The 15,419-nt window shown below is 36.8% G+C and carries 15 protein-coding genes; 14 read left to right on the top strand and 1 reads right to left on the bottom strand.

All coding sequences use genetic code 11. The annotated features are described in order from the left end of the window. Positions 1-122 precede the first annotated feature (122 nt). The 3 genes from pfkA to RCJ95_RS13420 all read left to right on the top strand — a co-directional run bounded on the left by pfkA (position 123) and on the right by RCJ95_RS13420 (position 3,461). A complete protein-coding gene (gene pfkA, locus RCJ95_RS13430; RefSeq protein WP_221680985.1) occupies positions 123-1,082 on the top strand; it encodes a 6-phosphofructokinase in 960 nt (319 codons plus the stop codon). A gap of 26 nt (positions 1,083-1,108) precedes the next feature. Then, the gene (gene pyk / locus RCJ95_RS13425) at positions 1,109-2,869 is read left to right on the top strand and encodes a pyruvate kinase (RefSeq protein WP_048393575.1); all 1,761 of its coding nucleotides are present in this window, start codon (positions 1,109-1,111) and stop codon (positions 2,867-2,869) included. A gap of 202 nt (positions 2,870-3,071) precedes the next feature. Then, positions 3,072-3,461 (top strand): FxsA family protein, encoded by a 390-nt coding sequence (locus RCJ95_RS13420; protein ID WP_221680983.1) that lies wholly within the window; start codon positions 3,072-3,074, stop codon positions 3,459-3,461. On the opposite strand, the gene RCJ95_RS13415 is transcribed toward RCJ95_RS13420, so the two are convergent. After that, positions 3,445-4,410, bottom strand: a complete 966-nt coding sequence (locus RCJ95_RS13415) for an AI-2E family transporter (protein ID WP_221680982.1) — start codon at positions 4,408-4,410, stop codon at positions 3,445-3,447. The two genes, RCJ95_RS13420 and RCJ95_RS13415, sit on opposite strands and share 17 nt — an antisense overlap. A gap of 250 nt (positions 4,411-4,660) precedes the next feature. Between RCJ95_RS13415 and citZ the strand changes: the two genes are divergently transcribed. The 11 genes from citZ to RCJ95_RS13360 all read left to right on the top strand — a co-directional run bounded on the left by citZ (position 4,661) and on the right by RCJ95_RS13360 (position 15,299). Continuing rightward, a complete protein-coding gene (gene citZ / locus RCJ95_RS13410) occupies positions 4,661-5,776 on the top strand; it encodes a citrate synthase (RefSeq protein ID WP_004226238.1) in 1,116 nt (371 codons plus the stop codon). 79 nt (positions 5,777-5,855) lie between these two features. Beyond that, positions 5,856-7,118: an NADP-dependent isocitrate dehydrogenase gene (icd, locus tag RCJ95_RS13405; protein ID WP_025114483.1), complete on the top strand. Its 1,263-nt coding sequence runs from the start codon at positions 5,856-5,858 to the stop codon at positions 7,116-7,118. Positions 7,119-7,296: 178 nt separating this feature from the next. Then, the gene (mdh, locus tag RCJ95_RS13400) at positions 7,297-8,235 is read left to right on the top strand and encodes a malate dehydrogenase (RefSeq protein ID WP_004226243.1); all 939 of its coding nucleotides are present in this window, start codon (positions 7,297-7,299) and stop codon (positions 8,233-8,235) included. A gap of 158 nt (positions 8,236-8,393) precedes the next feature. Further along, a complete protein-coding gene (locus RCJ95_RS13395; protein ID WP_004226245.1) occupies positions 8,394-8,834 on the top strand; it encodes a MaoC/PaaZ C-terminal domain-containing protein in 441 nt (146 codons plus the stop codon). Between the two features lie 52 nt (positions 8,835-8,886). Then, positions 8,887-9,603: a response regulator transcription factor gene (locus RCJ95_RS13390; protein ID WP_446722408.1), complete on the top strand. Its 717-nt coding sequence runs from the start codon at positions 8,887-8,889 to the stop codon at positions 9,601-9,603. Continuing rightward, positions 9,600-11,135 (top strand): two-component system histidine kinase PnpS, encoded by a 1,536-nt coding sequence (gene pnpS / locus RCJ95_RS13385; protein ID WP_274769898.1) that lies wholly within the window; start codon positions 9,600-9,602, stop codon positions 11,133-11,135. Before RCJ95_RS13390 ends, pnpS begins: the two co-directional genes overlap by 4 nt. 351 nt (positions 11,136-11,486) lie before the next feature. Further along, a complete protein-coding gene (locus RCJ95_RS13380; RefSeq protein WP_221680980.1) occupies positions 11,487-11,855 on the top strand; it encodes a CidA/LrgA family holin-like protein in 369 nt (122 codons plus the stop codon). Further along, entirely contained in the window at positions 11,852-12,565 is a 714-nt protein-coding gene (locus RCJ95_RS13375; RefSeq protein ID WP_004226253.1) for an LrgB family protein, read from the top strand. Before RCJ95_RS13380 ends, RCJ95_RS13375 begins: the two co-directional genes overlap by 4 nt. Before the next feature lie 149 nt (positions 12,566-12,714). Next, positions 12,715-13,686, top strand: a complete 972-nt coding sequence (hflK, locus tag RCJ95_RS13370; RefSeq protein ID WP_131521350.1) for an FtsH protease activity modulator HflK — start codon at positions 12,715-12,717, stop codon at positions 13,684-13,686. Continuing rightward, positions 13,686-14,696, top strand: coding sequence for a protease modulator HflC (gene hflC / locus RCJ95_RS13365; RefSeq protein WP_221680979.1), 1,011 nt, complete (start codon positions 13,686-13,688; stop codon positions 14,694-14,696). The genes hflK and hflC overlap by 1 nt, the downstream gene beginning before the upstream one ends. Before the next feature lie 186 nt (positions 14,697-14,882). Continuing rightward, a complete protein-coding gene (locus tag RCJ95_RS13360) occupies positions 14,883-15,299 on the top strand; it encodes a DNA polymerase I (protein ID WP_221680978.1) in 417 nt (138 codons plus the stop codon). The last annotated feature ends 120 nt before the right edge of the window (positions 15,300-15,419 follow it).

The following is a 15,419-nucleotide window of genomic DNA, read 5'->3' as shown; positions in this document are numbered from 1 at the left end:
TGTGAAAGCGCATTCTTTTCATTTTTTATGTAAAAGTTATGTTTTTGTATCCCCAGAACCCTTACATAGTTTGTTTTTTCATGTTAATGTGAATAATAATAGTAACTGCAGGAGGTTCGACAATGAAAAAAATTGCTGTATTAACTAGTGGTGGAGATGCGCCTGGAATGAACGCTGCTATTCGAGCTGTCGTTCGTAAGGCAGCATTTCATGGAATTGATGTTGTCGGAATTAAGCATGGTTATGAAGGCTTAGTAAAAGGATTTATGGAAGAACTTGATTTAGGTGCAGTTGGTGGTATTATCCAACGCGGTGGAACGCATTTGAATTCGGCAAGATGCCCAGAATTTAAAGAGGATGCTGTTCAGCAACGAGGTATTGAGAATTTACGAGCTGCTGGTATTGAAGGACTTGTTGTCATTGGTGGTGATGGGTCTTATCGAGGTGCCATGGATTTGGTGAAAAAAGGCTTCCCTGTTGTAGGGGTACCTGGGACAATTGACAATGATATTCCAGGAACTGAATATACGATCGGCTTTGATACAGCCCTAAATACAGTTGTAGAATCCATTGATAAAATCCGAGATACTGCTACATCCCATGAAAATTCTTTCATTGTAGAGGTCATGGGACGTGATGCAGGAGATATCGCTTTATGGGCAGGTCTTGCTGCTGGTGCTGAAACAGTTTTAATTCCAGAGGAAGATTATATTTTAGACGATATTGTCGCACGCTTAGATCGTGGTGCTGCACGTGGTAAAAAGCATAGTATTATTATTGTTGCAGAGGGTGTTATGTCAGGAAGTGAGCTGGCTAAACTGTTAAAAGAAAAAACAGGTAAAGAAACACGTGTTTCAGTATTAGGTCATATCCAACGTGGTGGATCACCAACAGCTAGAGATCGTGTATTAGCGAGTCAGTTTGGCGCACATGCAGTTGAATTACTTATGGAAGGCAAAGCTGGTCGAGCAGTAGGTATTCGCAATCATCAAGTCATTGATTATGATATGCCAGAGGCTTTTGAAAAGAATCATGAGGCTGATGTAAGCCTATATACACTAATGAAAGAACTATCAATATAATTTGTTATAAAACGGAGTGGGCAAAAATGAGAAAAACAAAAATCGTATGTACAATTGGACCTGCAAGTGAATCACCAGAAATTTTAGAAAAATTAATCGAAGCAGGTATGAATGTAGCCCGCTTGAATTTTTCACACGGATCACATGAGGAACATGCAGGGCGTATTCATTTAATTCGTGAAGTGGCACAAAAATTAAATAAACCAGTGGGAATTTTACTTGATACAAAGGGACCAGAAATTCGTACACACAACATGAAAAATGGCGAGCTTCATTTGTCAGCAGGTCAAGTTATTGATATTTCAATGACAGAAGTAGAAGGTACTGAGACGAGCTTTTCTGTCACATATGAGCGCTTAATTGAAGACGTTGAGCAAAATTCAATTATTTTACTTGATGATGGTCTAATTCAACTACGTGTATTAGCAACGGATATGGAAAAAGGATTAATTCATACAATTGTTGAAAATGCTGGCGTTCTAAAAAATAAAAAGGGTGTTAACGTACCAGGTGTTTCTGTACAACTACCAGGTATCACAGAAAAAGACGCACAAGATATTTTATTTGGTATCGAACAAGGTGTTGATTTTATTGCTGCTTCATTCGTTCGTCGTGCAAAAGATGTTCTTGAAATTCGTGAATTACTTGAACAAAATGGTGGTAGTCATATTCAAATCATCCCAAAAATTGAAAACCAAGAGGGTGTCGATAACATCGATGAAATCATCCTGGTATCTGACGGTTTAATGGTTGCTCGTGGAGATCTTGGTGTTGAAATTCCAGCAGAAGAAGTACCGCTTGTACAAAAGAAATTAATTCTAAAATGTAATCAAGTTGGTAAACCGGTAATTACAGCAACTCAAATGTTAGATTCCATGCAGCGTAACCCACGACCAACACGTGCAGAAGCAAGTGATGTAGCCAACGCAATTATTGATGGAACAGATGCTATCATGTTATCTGGTGAAACTGCTGCAGGTCTTTATCCAGTTGAATCGGTACAAACAATGAATAAAATTGCACAACGCACTGAAAATTCATTAGATTATCGATCAATTGTTTCTACACGTAGTCGTGAGAAAGAAGCAAATATGACAGAGGCAATTTCACAAGCTGTAGCTTACACTTCTATCAATTTAGGAGTGAAAGCCGTATTAGCACCAACTGAAAGTGGTAATACAGCAAGAATGATTGCAAAATATCGACCAGGAGTGCCAATTGTTGCCGTAACAGGCTCTACAAATACAGCTCATACATTAACACTAGTATGGGGCGTATACCCAATTGTGTGTCAACGTGTGACAACAACAGATGAAATTTTAGAACTAGCTGTGGATGAAAGCTTGAAGCATGGTTTTGTTACACATGGAGACGCAGTTGTCATTACAGCAGGTGTACCTGTAGGTGAAGCGGGTACAACAAACTTAATGAAAGTTCACATTATTGGAGATTTACTTGCACGTGGACAAGGGATCGGAAAAGCATCAGTTGTTGGTAAAACAGTGGTTGCTAAAAATGCTGCTGAGGCACTTGCCTACGATACAGACGGATGCATCCTTGTTACAGTCGGTTCAGATCGTGATATGATGCCTGCTTTAGAAAATTGTATTGGCCTAATTACTGAAGAAGGTGGACTTACTAGCCATGCAGCAGTTGTAGGGTTAAGCCTAGGTATTCCAGTAATCGTTGGTGTAAAAGAAGCAACTACATTAATCCGTCATGGTCAAGAAATTACAATGGACGCTGAAACAGGTGTGATTTACAAAGGACATGCAAGCGTTCTTTAATAATTAACAAAAAGCTCTAGTGCGGTTTGTTGTACTAGAGCTTTTTCATAAAGGTTGTACACACACTTTATGGAAACTATTCATTTCTTCCTTTAACAGAAGTTACTTTCTCTTAGAATAGGTAAATTCATTTTTTTATGAAACTAAACGGGCTATAATAACGTATAAAAGGTATAGCTTTTTAAGTAGAAAGGAGAAAAATATGCGAAAAATTTTTCTTGGTTTTATTATCTACACATTAGCCGAATTGACGTTATTAATAGTCATTGGACAAAATATTGGTGTTTTAAGTACATTATTGCTCATTATTGCTACGAGTGTGATTGGGATTTATGTCATGAAGAATAAAGGTATGAACTCTGTTCAAAATGTGAAAAATACATTGGCACGCGGAGAAGCGCCAGGAACTGCATTAGTGGATACTTTCTTAACTTTTGGTGGTGGTTTGTTTTTAGCGTTACCTGGATTTTTAACAGATGTCCTAGGTTTATTACTACTCATGCCATTTTCTCGAAAAATGTTCCAACCCATTGTCTATTACTGGATGCGTAAAAAAATGAAAAAAGGTCAATTTATCATCGTTCAAAGATAGAGTTTTCTTTCAGTTTTACAGCTAGAAATAAAAAGATAGGGCTTAGTAATATACCATAAAAGCCAAATAATAGAATAGAGGCAGCGCTGATAAAGAATGTATGGAATGTGCGTAGCTGAAGTGTGTTGGACCAAAGCATCGAATCGGCTAGCTGCCTTGTTAATTGTACAAATAAATAGAGTAATAAAATGGCCACACATAAAAAGGTATTGCCGTTGAAATAAAAATAAATGCTCATTGGCACAAGAAAAACCCCGATACCGAAAAACGGTAGTACATCTGCAAATGCTACAATAAATGCTTTAATAATGGCTTGTTCAAATTGAAGGATCATAAAGCCAGCACAAAGAATGAGTAGGGTAATCGTAAATAATTGAAACTCCACAAATAAGAAATAATGAAAAAGTTGCATCATTTTTGCAAAATGAGATTGCCACTCTTGACGATATTTTTTAGGCACATATTGAAAGAACCAATAGCGTGATTTACGTGTTTCTAGAAGCGCAAAGTAATAAGCAACCAAAAAGATGAAAACCTCAATGACATGCTTCATTAATAATTGGAAAAGATCTGCTGTATATACGATGATGGAATCGAAAATGGACAGTGATTTTTCTTTTAAAACTTGTACAAACATGGATTCATATTCACTGAAAAGCGGGAAATTTTGTAATGTCTCTCGAATTTCTGGGAAAATGACGATAATACTGTTAATAGATATGACAACTAGTAGAAAAATACAGGTTAATATTAATACTTCCACAATAATTGCTGCAATCCAATACGCAATCCTACAATATTTGTGTAAAAAATTTATGATAGGATACGTTGAAAATGATAAAAAAATTGCGAGTGACACAGGTAATACAAACCAAAGTATGACTAAATAAAAAATAAATAGCAAAACACTCGTAGTTCTTTCGTATGAAAAATACTTTAAATTCCTCATTTTTACAAATTCACCCCAAACCAATTGATAAATTAATGTCAAAATATACAAAAAAATCTCTTTAGGACAATTATATAGTCGTTCGGACGTCTTTTTCTTTATTTGGAGGATTTTCATTCACAAAGCTGTCAAAAATGATTATAATAGCAATGTAAGCGATTTACTTAATGGTTCATATGAGCAAAATTCGTAAATGCAACATAAAAAACGCATTTGCAACAAAAAAATAAGTATGAGGGAGCGATAATTTATGTCAGCAACTAAAGGTTTAGAAGGTATCGTAGCAGCGGAATCTAAAATCAGTTCAATTATCGATGACACACTTACATATGTTGGTTACAACATTGATGATTTAGCAGAAAATGCGTCATTCGAAGAGGTAATTTACCTGTTATGGCATACTCGTTTACCAAAAGAGGACGAGCTAGCTGAATTAAAACAACAATTGGCAGACAACATGTCAATTCCGCAAGCGATTGTCGACCAATTTAAAACATACCCACTTTCAACTGTACATCCAATGGCTGCATTGCGTACTGCAGTATCTTTACTTGGTGTATTCGATGAAGAAGCGGATGTTATGGATCCAGAAGCAAACTACCGTAAAGCAATTCGTCTACAAGCTAAAATTGCAACAGTAGTAACTGCATTTGCACGTGTTCGTAAAGGTTTAGAGCCAGTTGCGCCAAAACCAGAATTAGGATATGCGGCAAACTTCTTATACATGCTAAAAGGTGAAGAGCCAGAAGCTATTGAAATTGAAGCATTTGACAAAGCATTAGTGTTACACGCTGACCATGAATTAAATGCATCTACATTTACAGCACGTGTATGTGTAGCTACATTATCTGACGTTTATTCAGGTGTAACTGCAGCGATCGGTGCATTAAAAGGACCACTTCACGGTGGAGCAAATGAGCAAGTTATGAAAATGTTAACTGAAATTGGCTCACTTGAAAATGTTGAATCTTATATTCAAAATAAATTAGACAACAAAGAAAAAATCATGGGCTTCGGTCACCGTGTATATCGTAAAGGCGACCCTCGTGCTCCGCATTTACGCGTAATGTCTAAAAAATTAACTGAGCTAACTGGTAAACCAGAGCTTTACGAAATGTCAGTTAAAATTCATGACATGATCGTAGAACAAAAGAAATTACCTGCAAACGTAGATTTCTTCTCTGCGTCAGTGTATGATTCTTTAGGTATTGATCATGACCTGTTCACACCAATTTTCGCAGTATCACGTACTTCAGGTTGGGTGGCACATATCCTTGAGCAATATGCTAATAACCGCCTAATCCGTCCACGTGCTGAGTATGTTGGACCAGGCATGCAAAAATATGTTCCAATCAGCGAGCGCTAATTTGGAAAATATGCTAGAATGTTTGGGACTGTGTTATCACTAACACAGTCCTATGATTATGAATTTAGGAGGCAACAGAATGTCAAACAAAATTGTAGTTGAAAATGGCGTACTTAATGTACCAAACAATCCAGTAATTCCTTTCATCGAAGGTGATGGAATTGGTCCAGATATCTGGGCTGCAGCATCACGCGTAATCGACGCAGCTGTAGAAAAAGCTTACAACGGTGAAAAGAAAATTGAATGGTTAGAAGTTTTAGCTGGTGAAAAAGCATTTAACCAAACTGGTGAATGGTTACCACAAGAAACTTTAGACAAAATTAATGAATACTTAATTGCAATCAAAGGTCCTCTTACTACACCAATCGGTGGTGGTATCCGCTCTCTTAACGTAGCATTACGTCAACAACTTGACTTATATGTATGCTTACGCCCAGTACGTCACTTTGATGGAGTGCCTTCTCCAGTTAAACGCCCAGAAGACGTTGATATGGTAATCTTCCGTGAGAACACAGAAGACATCTACGCTGGTATTGAATTCGAATCTGGTTCAGAACAAGCTCAAAAAATCATCAACTTCCTACAATCTGAATTTGGTGTAAATCAAATCCGTTTCCCAGAAACTTCTGGTATCGGTGTTAAACCTGTATCTAAAGAAGGGACTGAGCGTTTAGTACGTTCTGCTATCGAATACGCAATTAAACATAAACGCCCATCTGTTACTTTAGTTCATAAAGGTAACATCATGAAATTCACTGAAGGTGGATTCAAAAAATGGGGTTATGAATTAGCAGAAAAAGAATTTGCTGATCAAACTTTCACTTGGAACCAATACGATGCAATCAAAGCTGAACAAGGTGAAGAAGCGGCAAACAAAGCTCAATCTGATGCTTTAGCAGCTGGTAAAATCTTAGTAAAAGATTCTATCGCTGATATCTTCTTACAACAAATCTTAACTCGTCCAACTGAGTTCGATGTAGTAGCTACAATGAACTTAAATGGTGACTATATTTCTGATGCACTTGCTGCACAAGTTGGTGGTATTGGTATCGCTCCAGGAGCTAACATTAACTATGTTACTGGACATGCGATCTTCGAAGCTACTCATGGTACAGCTCCAAAATATGCTGGTTTAGATAAAGTAAACCCATCTTCAGTATTACTTTCAGGTGTATTAATGCTTGAACACTTAGGATGGCAAGAAGCTGCTGACATGATCACTAAATCTGTTGAGAATACAATTTCTTCAAAAGTTGTAACTTATGACTTCGCTCGTTTAATGGACGGCGCTACAGAAGTGAAATGTTCAGAATTCGCTAATGAGTTAATCAAAAACCTATAATTTTCTATTCTACAATAGAATTTATCGCTAAAGCGGATGCTTTTTTCTGCCTATATAATTAGGGTGATAGTAAATTTTAATTGAATATTTACGATAAACTTGTTTAATTGAGGGAGTGAGATGGATGTCTCCTCCCTCTTTTAAAATATATAACCTAATTTTAAAGGAGCGTATTCAAATGTCTCTGAAACGAAAAAAAATCTCAGTTATCGGTGGCGGTTTTACAGGCGCTACTGCAGCATTTTTAGCAGCTCAGAAAGAACTTGGTGACGTCGTATTAGTGGATATTCCACAGGCAGAAAACCCAACAAAGGGTAAGGCGCTAGATATGTGGGAAGCAGCACCAATACAAGGGTTTGACTCTTATGTGCAAGGTACTTCCAATTATGCAGATACGGCGAATTCTGACGTAGTGATCATTACTGCTGGTGTTGCACGTAAACCTGGTATGAGCCGTGATGACCTTGTACAAATCAATCAGAGTGTTATGAAAACTGTTTCAAAAGAGATTGCTACGCATTCACCAAATGCTACAATCCTTGTACTGACAAACCCAGTTGATGCCATGACATACACAGTATACAAAGAAACTGGCTTCCCTAAAAACCGTGTTATTGGTCAATCGGGTGTTCTTGATACGGCTCGTTTCTGTGCATTTGTGGCAGAAGAACTTAAGATTTCAGTAAAAGATATCACTGGTTTTGTATTAGGTGGTCACGGTGATACAATGGTACCGTTAACACGTTATTCATTTGCTGGTGGTATTCCGTTAGAAACACTTATTTCTGCTGAACGTTTAGAAGAAATTGTTGACCGAACGCGTAATGGTGGTGCAGAAATTGTCAACTTACTTGGTAACGGCTCTGCCTATTATGCGCCTGCTGCGGCACTAATAGAGATGGCTGAAGCTATTGTAAAAGATCAAAAACGTATTTTACCATCTATTGCTTATTTAGAAGGCGAGTACGGCTATCATGATCTATACTTAGGTGTTCCAACATTACTTGGCGAAAACGGTATTGAAAAAATCTTTGAGCTAGAATTAACGGACAAAGAAAAAGCAGCTTTAGATCAATCGGCAGAAGCAGTTCGTAATGTGATGAAAATTTTAGTGTAAAATATCAGTCTAAATCTTAAAATGAGTAGGGAATGTTCCTGCTCATTTTTTTATGTTTCCAGGGTAGAGAAAGGTAAGGATCTTCTGCTTTTCATTGTACTTTTAGCATAAAATTGATACTATGAAGGTAGTATGATAGAAAAGGGGTTGGCGTATCTTTGCTTCAAAAAAATAGTAAACTTGGTCTCACAATCGATGAAATTACAGTTGGCGAAAAAATCCATATCACTGAAAAAATTGAAGATAGGGATCTATTGCTTTATTTAGGGCTTACAAACGATAGTAATCCACTTTATATTCAACATGATTATGCGGCTATGACACCTTTTCAAAAACCAATTGTGCCGACAATTATGTTAAATGGTATTATTACATCAGCTGTGTCAAAGTATATTCCAGGACCAGGTGCACGAATTATTGAGCAACATTTGAAATATTTAGGACCTCTCTATCATTATGAATTGTTCGATACGCTATTAGAGGTTACAGCAATCAATAAATATGACAATACCATCACTGTATCTGTCCACTCATATAATGAGCAGAAGCAGCTTGTAATTGAAGGTTTATTGCTTGTGACTCCACCACTTGCGCTATAGACGTCTTGAGATTTGAAATGGGGGTTTCAAATCACTAACGGAGGCATTAGACATGACAAAAACGATTTTAGTAATTGAAGATGAATTTTCGATTGCAACATTATTGAAATATAATTTAGAACAGGCAGGCTATGTAGTGGAAACGGCTGCTGATGGTCAGGAAGGGCTTGAAAAAGCAATCGACTTACAGCCAAATTTAATTCTTTTAGATTTGATGCTTCCAAAACTAGATGGCATGGAGGTCTGTAAACAAATACGACAACAACGTATGAATACGCCAATTATTATGCTAACTGCTAAGGATGACGAATTTGATAAAGTTCTTGGTCTTGAGTTGGGAGCAGATGATTACATGACAAAGCCTTTTAGTCCTCGTGAAGTTTTAGCGCGTGTCAAGGCTGTATTAAGACGTTTCACGCAAAATGTTGTCGCAGATGATAAGGATGAGGTGCAGGAAAAAATGTATGAGTTTGGACAATTGCGAGTGTACCCAGAGCGATTTGAAGTATTTTTACAGGATGAGGCACTGGAATTTACACCAAAAGAGTTTGAGCTACTCATCTATTTACTTGAAAATAAAAATCGTGTATTAACACGTGATCAGCTATTAAGTGCTGTATGGAAATATGATTTTGCTGGCGATACTCGAATTGTGGATGTACACATTAGCCACCTTCGCGATAAAATTGAAGAAAATAGCCGTAAGCCGATGTTTATTAAAACAATTAGAGGCCTGGGTTATAAATTTGAGGAGCCGAAAACGACATGAAATCGATGAGCAACCGCTTATTCTTGACATTCATGCTTTTACTTGGAACGATACTAGCTGTCCTAATGATTGTTATAGGTCAGCTTTTTCCTGTTTATATCAAGCAATATAACGAGCAAGCAACAACTGAGATAAGGACATCAATGGACCAAGTAATCAATGAACGCAAAATGGATTTAACGAAGGAAGATCAGGAAGCCTTGTACGCAGCTCAGGCTATGGAACGAGACGAATCCTTATTGAACTATGTGCGTGCTCGCCTTTATGGAGTACTGGCTATTCTCTTTACCATCACGTTGATATTAATAGCAATTATAAGTCGTTATATGATACGTAACTTTACTGCACCGATTGACAATGTGACAGACACTGCCCTTGAGCTTGCAAAGGGTAACTATCGTGCGCGTGCTCAAGAAAATGAACATGAACGGATGATACCACTGAGTCATTCTATAAACATATTGGCACGGAATTTGCAAGATATTACAACGATACGAGAAGTAGAGGAAGAAAGACTGAAAACCTTAATTGAAAATATGGGGAGCTCCCTTATGATGATTGGTCGTGAAGGAAATATTTCCATTGTAAATCGAGTATTTCTAGAGCGCTTTGGAATGCAGCTTGATGATGTCCAAGGAAAGGTTTTTCGTACAATAGGCTTACCTAAATCATTAGAACAATTTATCGATCATGTCTTTCTGACAGAAATGCCTTATCGACAACAAATTAAAATGGAAGTACAGCAAGAGCTTTATAACAAAGAAGTTTATGGGGCACCGGTCATCGGAGATCATGGACGATGGCTAGGCGTTGTTATCGTTATGCATGATATCACGGAACTAGTTCGATTAGAACAAATTCGGAAAGACTTTGTTGCGAATGTATCACATGAATTACGCACACCTATTACATCTATTAAAGGCTTTTCAGAAACTTTATTGGATGGGGCCTATAAAGACGAAAAAATGCTGATTTCCTTTTTGGAGATTATATATAAAGAAAGTAATCGACTTCAAATGCTGATTCAAGATTTACTAGAGCTCTCAAAGATCGAGCAGCATGGTTTTACTGTCAACATTATGCCGATGGGCTTACAGGATGTTCTAATTCGTGGAGCAGAATTGACAGCTCCGCGATTGGATGAAAAAAATATGAGCTTCCAGGTGGATATCGAACGAGATGTTCAGGTTATGGGGGATGCCAATCGTATCATTCAGATCGTGACGAATTTAATAACCAATGCGATTACATATTCTCCTGAAAATACGACTGTTTCTATTCGATTAAAGGAAAATGAAACACATGGCATTATTGAAATAGAGGATCAAGGGATTGGCATTGAAAAACATGAAATAGCGCGCGTTTTTGAAAGATTTTATCGGGTGGATCGAGCGAGAAGTCGTAATTCTGGTGGAACAGGCTTAGGGTTAGCGATTGTTAAGCATTTAGTAGAGGCTCATCATGGCCGAATTCAAGTAGAGAGCGAAGTCGGCATAGGAACTAAAATGATTGTCATGATTCCGAAAAATTAACAAATCCTTTACATGAACAACATGTTACATTCATATTAGGGCACTATACTTATTACTAGAAACCCCCAATATGATTGTTAAGACGATGACCATAAAAATCTAATAGAAGATTTTTAACTGCTTTATATTCGCCACAGAAAGAATTTAGTGTTTTTTAGACACTAGGTTCTTTTTCTGTTTTACAGGGAACGTAAATAGGTGTAAAGTATAGTAGCATAAAGTTTAACAACCATCTTATCCACGATTGTCTGTTAGACGAACGCTTTGACAGTCAGTGAATCAACCTTCTTATCATTCGAATTGTGTTTTCCTGACTGTTGAGGCAGAGAAAAAAATGAGAGAAGGATGACCATGAAAATCGTCAAAAGTATCGTGCAAATCGGCTATCTTTATATACTATTATTAATCGGAAATACTATTGCACGCCTACTTCACTTGCCGATTCCAGGGAGTATAATAGGACTTGTCCTATTATTTTTGCTGTTACAGTTTCATATAATCAAACTTGAATGGATTGAATTAGGAGCAGCCGTACTATTAAGTGAACTCTTACTATTCTTTATTCCATCTGCCATCGGTGTTATTGATTATCATGCCTTATTCGGTGTGCAAGGAATGAAGGTTGTGCTTGTCATTGTTGCGAGTGCCATTGTGGTAATGTTTGTAACGGGGTATACAGCACAATGGCTAGAGCAGCGAAAGAAGGGTGATGCGATATGACTTTATTAATCGCCATTGTCAGTTTACTTGGGACTGTTGCTATTTTTTATATTTGTAAAATGTTTTATAAGAAATATAAAAAAGAATGGCTGACACCTATGCTGATTACACCTTTAGTAATTATAGGTATTTTACTATTGACAGGAATTTCTTATAAATCCTACAATTCTGGAGCGAGTGTCTTAACAAATTTGCTAGGACCAGCAACCGTTGCGTTTGCCGTTCCTATATATAAAAATGTCAACCTATTAAAAAAACACGCATTTGAAATTTTCATCAGCATTGCTGTTGGTTCTGCGGTTGCTATTGTGTCATCCTTTATGATGGCTCTATTGGTGGGCTTAAATGATGAGTTGGTGCATAGTTTAGTGCCACGTTCTGTAACAACTCCTATTGCGATGGATATTTCTAATATGATTGGTGGTTCTCCTACCCTTACAGCTGTTTTCGTTATGACGACTGGTATTTTAGGGAGCTTGTTAGCGCCAATCGTTATCAAAGTATGTCGTTTTCACAGACCTTCATCTAGAGGATTAATGCTTGGTATGGGTGCTCATGGAACGGGTACATCAAAAGCATTTGAATTTGGAGAGCTAGAAGGCACATTTGCTAGTCTAGCGATGATCGTTGCTGCATTAATTAGTATTGTATTATCCACAACCATTTTCCCAGTATTTGAACATCTGGTTATCAATATCCTGTTGCCATAAAAGGTAACAGGATTTTTTGCTTTAAAAAGCTTTTGTTAAGCATGAGATACAGAGGATTCTCTCCTTTACAAGCATTATATGAAAATATTTTGAAACTTTTTATAAAGGTTCACCGTAAACAATAGTACTAAGCAAAAGGAGGAACAGACATGAGTGTGAAAAGGACACTAATGATTGTTGGACTTGGAATATTTGGAATTATTGCACTTATTACAGTTTTTACTTCATGGTACACGGTAGATGAATCAGAGCAAGCTGTGGTTATTACATTTGGTCGTGCCGATGATACAGTAACAAATCCAGGTCTTCATTTTAAATTACCTTGGCCCGTCCAATCCGTAGAAATTTTGTCAAAAGAAACATTTAGTCTGCAATTTGGTTATAAGCAAAATAAAGCAGGTGAGCTAGAGGCATACGACGCTGAAACAAAAATGATTACAGGGGATGAAAATATTGTCTTAACAGACCTTGTTGTTCAATGGAAAATTACAGAGCCTAATAAGTTTTTATTTAATTCGCAAGATCCCGAAAGAATATTACATAGCGCGACATCGAGTGCCATTCGTTCTATAATCGGAAGTTCTTCTATCGATGCAGCGTTAACGGAAGGTAAAGCTGACATCGAAGCAAATACTCGCCAATTATTAGTTTCTCTTATTGAAAAATACGATATTGGAATAAGCGTTTTAGGTGTGAAATTGCAAGATGTAGAATTGCCAAATAAAGATGTGCGTGCAGCATTCACTGCTGTAACAGATGCACGTGAAATGAAAAATACAAAAATAAATGAAGCTGAAAAATATGAAAACCAACGCATTAATGAGGCTCAGGGTGAACGCGATGCTATTATGTCAAAGGCTAAAGGTACTAAAACAGCCCGTATCGAGCAAGCTCAAGGAGATGTAGCCGTCTTTAATAAAATGTATGAGCAATACAAGGGAAATCAGCAAATTACAAGAGAGCGATTAATATTAGAGACGCTTGAAAATGTCTTACCAAAAGCCCAAATTTACATTATGAATGATGATGGTAGTACGATGAAGTATTTACCACTTCAGCAACTACAGCCTCAACAGTCGCAACAGACACAAACAGAGAAAAAAGAGGGGAGCGGTAACTAATGGACCAAAAAAATAAGGATCTAGAAAAATTCCTCAATTTCTTATCTGGCAAAAGTAAAAAAGCTGCTCCTTCAGAAGGTGATTCGGGAGACAATGTAGTGAAAATGTCGAAGAAAGGACCGAAGAATCCTAAAAAATATATCTCTCTAGCTGTAACCTTAACGGTCATATTCGCTCTAGTGATTACTTTATTAACGAATATTTATATCGTTAAAGAATCAGAGTATGCAGTTGTTCGGCAGTTTGGAGAGGTTGTTAAGTTTGAGCGTGAACCAGGTTTAAATATAAAAATTCCTTTTATTCAAAGTGTCACGAAGTTACCAAAAAACCAAATGACATATGAGATTTCGGAAGAAGAGATTAATACAAAGGATAAAAAACGAATTATTATTGATAATTATGCTGTATGGCGTATTACAGACCCTAAGTTATTAATTTCGAATGCTGGTACGATAGAAAAAGTTGAATCACGTATGGAAGAGTTCATTTATTCTGTTATTCGCTCTGAACTTGGCCGAATTAACTATACGGAGATTATAAATGATGAGGATTCTTCGCGAGGCAGCATCAACGATCAAGTAACTGAACGTGTTAATGAACTTCTTTCCAACGATAACTATGGTATTGAAGTAGTAGATGTACGTATACGTCGCATTGATTTACCAACTGAAAATGAACAATCCGTTTTTACGAATATGATTTCAGATCGTGAATCAATTGCACAAAAGTATCTTTCAGAGGGAGATGCACAGAAACGTCGTATTGAGGCACAAACGGATCAACAAGTACAAGAAATGCTTGCTAAAGCAAGTAAAGAAGCTGCTTTAATTCAAGCTGAAGGAGAAGCAGAGGCTGCAAAGATTTACAATAAATCTTTCTCACAAGATCCTGAATTTTATTCTTTATACCGCACACTAGAATCCTATAAGAAAACGGTTGGGGAAGATACGGTTATTATCTTGCCAGCTACTTCACCATATGCCAACATCTTGTCTGGTTATATAAAATAAACGCAGTTTAAAGGTCGTCTCTGTCTTTTAGGAGACGACTTTCTTGTTGCACTAGAATTATAACTATCCGTGAAATCGAATTATTATAGTATAAAAATAATAGAAATTTATAAGTTTGTATTCCCCAATCAACTATAATTTGATAGAATGATAATGTTTAAAAAAGAATAGTTGGGGGTAAGGGCTTTGAAATTACAAATTAGCAAATGGCTCCAAAATTTAGGAATTGCTTGTAGTATAGCTTCGATATTAACACTTTTCTACCGTCTATCCGATTTTTCGTGGGTGACGAAGAGTGTTTATCATATACCAGTGTTTTTTGTTTGTATCTTTTTAGTCAGTATCATTATTGCAGATGATGTAAGAAACCTTTTTAAGAAGTTATTTTGGTATGAAAAAAGAAAGGTCAAGCGTCCTATTTGGCAGGTTGGAATTGGCTTAATCTTCTTTTTAGCACAAATTAGTACAGTAATGGTCTTTAATCAAGAGCTAACACATCTACAATTAGGTGGCATGCCGTTATTCCTTGTGTTTGCTTTTATGAATGCATTTATACTAACTGTCATCTATGAAGAAGTTTTTTATCGTACTTCAAATCAATAACAACTATTAGGAACTTTCATTCACAGGAGACTTGTCCTTGAATGAAAGTTTTTGCTTTTTATGCCTTGTTAACACGTAAATTATTAACATTTGTCAGTATTGCCCTTATTTAATCTGTAG

Source organism: Lysinibacillus sp. BSL11, assembly GCF_052928325.1.
Note: the sequence above shows the minus strand (reverse complement) of the source record. Positions and strands in the feature narration are given on the sequence as shown.

What these genes read in the sequence shown, in the direction of transcription:
- pfkA (WP_221680985.1), top strand. Translation starts at nt 123, where the DNA reads ATGAAAAAAATTGCTGTATTAACTAGTGGTGGAGATGCGCCTGGAATG.
- RCJ95_RS13420 (WP_221680983.1), top strand. Translation starts at nt 3,072, where the DNA reads ATGCGAAAAATTTTTCTTGGTTTTATTATCTACACATTAGCCGAATTG.
- pnpS (WP_274769898.1), top strand. Translation starts at nt 9,600, where the DNA reads ATGAAATCGATGAGCAACCGCTTATTCTTGACATTCATGCTTTTACTT.
- RCJ95_RS13380 (WP_221680980.1), top strand. Translation starts at nt 11,487, where the DNA reads ATGAAAATCGTCAAAAGTATCGTGCAAATCGGCTATCTTTATATACTA.
- citZ (WP_004226238.1), top strand. Translation starts at nt 4,661, where the DNA reads ATGTCAGCAACTAAAGGTTTAGAAGGTATCGTAGCAGCGGAATCTAAA.
- RCJ95_RS13390 (WP_446722408.1), top strand. Translation starts at nt 8,887, where the DNA reads ATGACAAAAACGATTTTAGTAATTGAAGATGAATTTTCGATTGCAACA.
- icd (WP_025114483.1), top strand. Translation starts at nt 5,856, where the DNA reads ATGTCAAACAAAATTGTAGTTGAAAATGGCGTACTTAATGTACCAAAC.
- mdh (WP_004226243.1), top strand. Translation starts at nt 7,297, where the DNA reads ATGTCTCTGAAACGAAAAAAAATCTCAGTTATCGGTGGCGGTTTTACA.
- hflK (WP_131521350.1), top strand. Translation starts at nt 12,715, where the DNA reads ATGAGTGTGAAAAGGACACTAATGATTGTTGGACTTGGAATATTTGGA.
- pyk (WP_048393575.1), top strand. Translation starts at nt 1,109, where the DNA reads ATGAGAAAAACAAAAATCGTATGTACAATTGGACCTGCAAGTGAATCA.
- RCJ95_RS13375 (WP_004226253.1), top strand. Translation starts at nt 11,852, where the DNA reads ATGACTTTATTAATCGCCATTGTCAGTTTACTTGGGACTGTTGCTATT.
- RCJ95_RS13415 (WP_221680982.1), bottom strand. Translation starts at nt 4,410, where the DNA reads ATGAGGAATTTAAAGTATTTTTCATACGAAAGAACTACGAGTGTTTTG.
- hflC (WP_221680979.1), top strand. Translation starts at nt 13,686, where the DNA reads ATGGACCAAAAAAATAAGGATCTAGAAAAATTCCTCAATTTCTTATCT.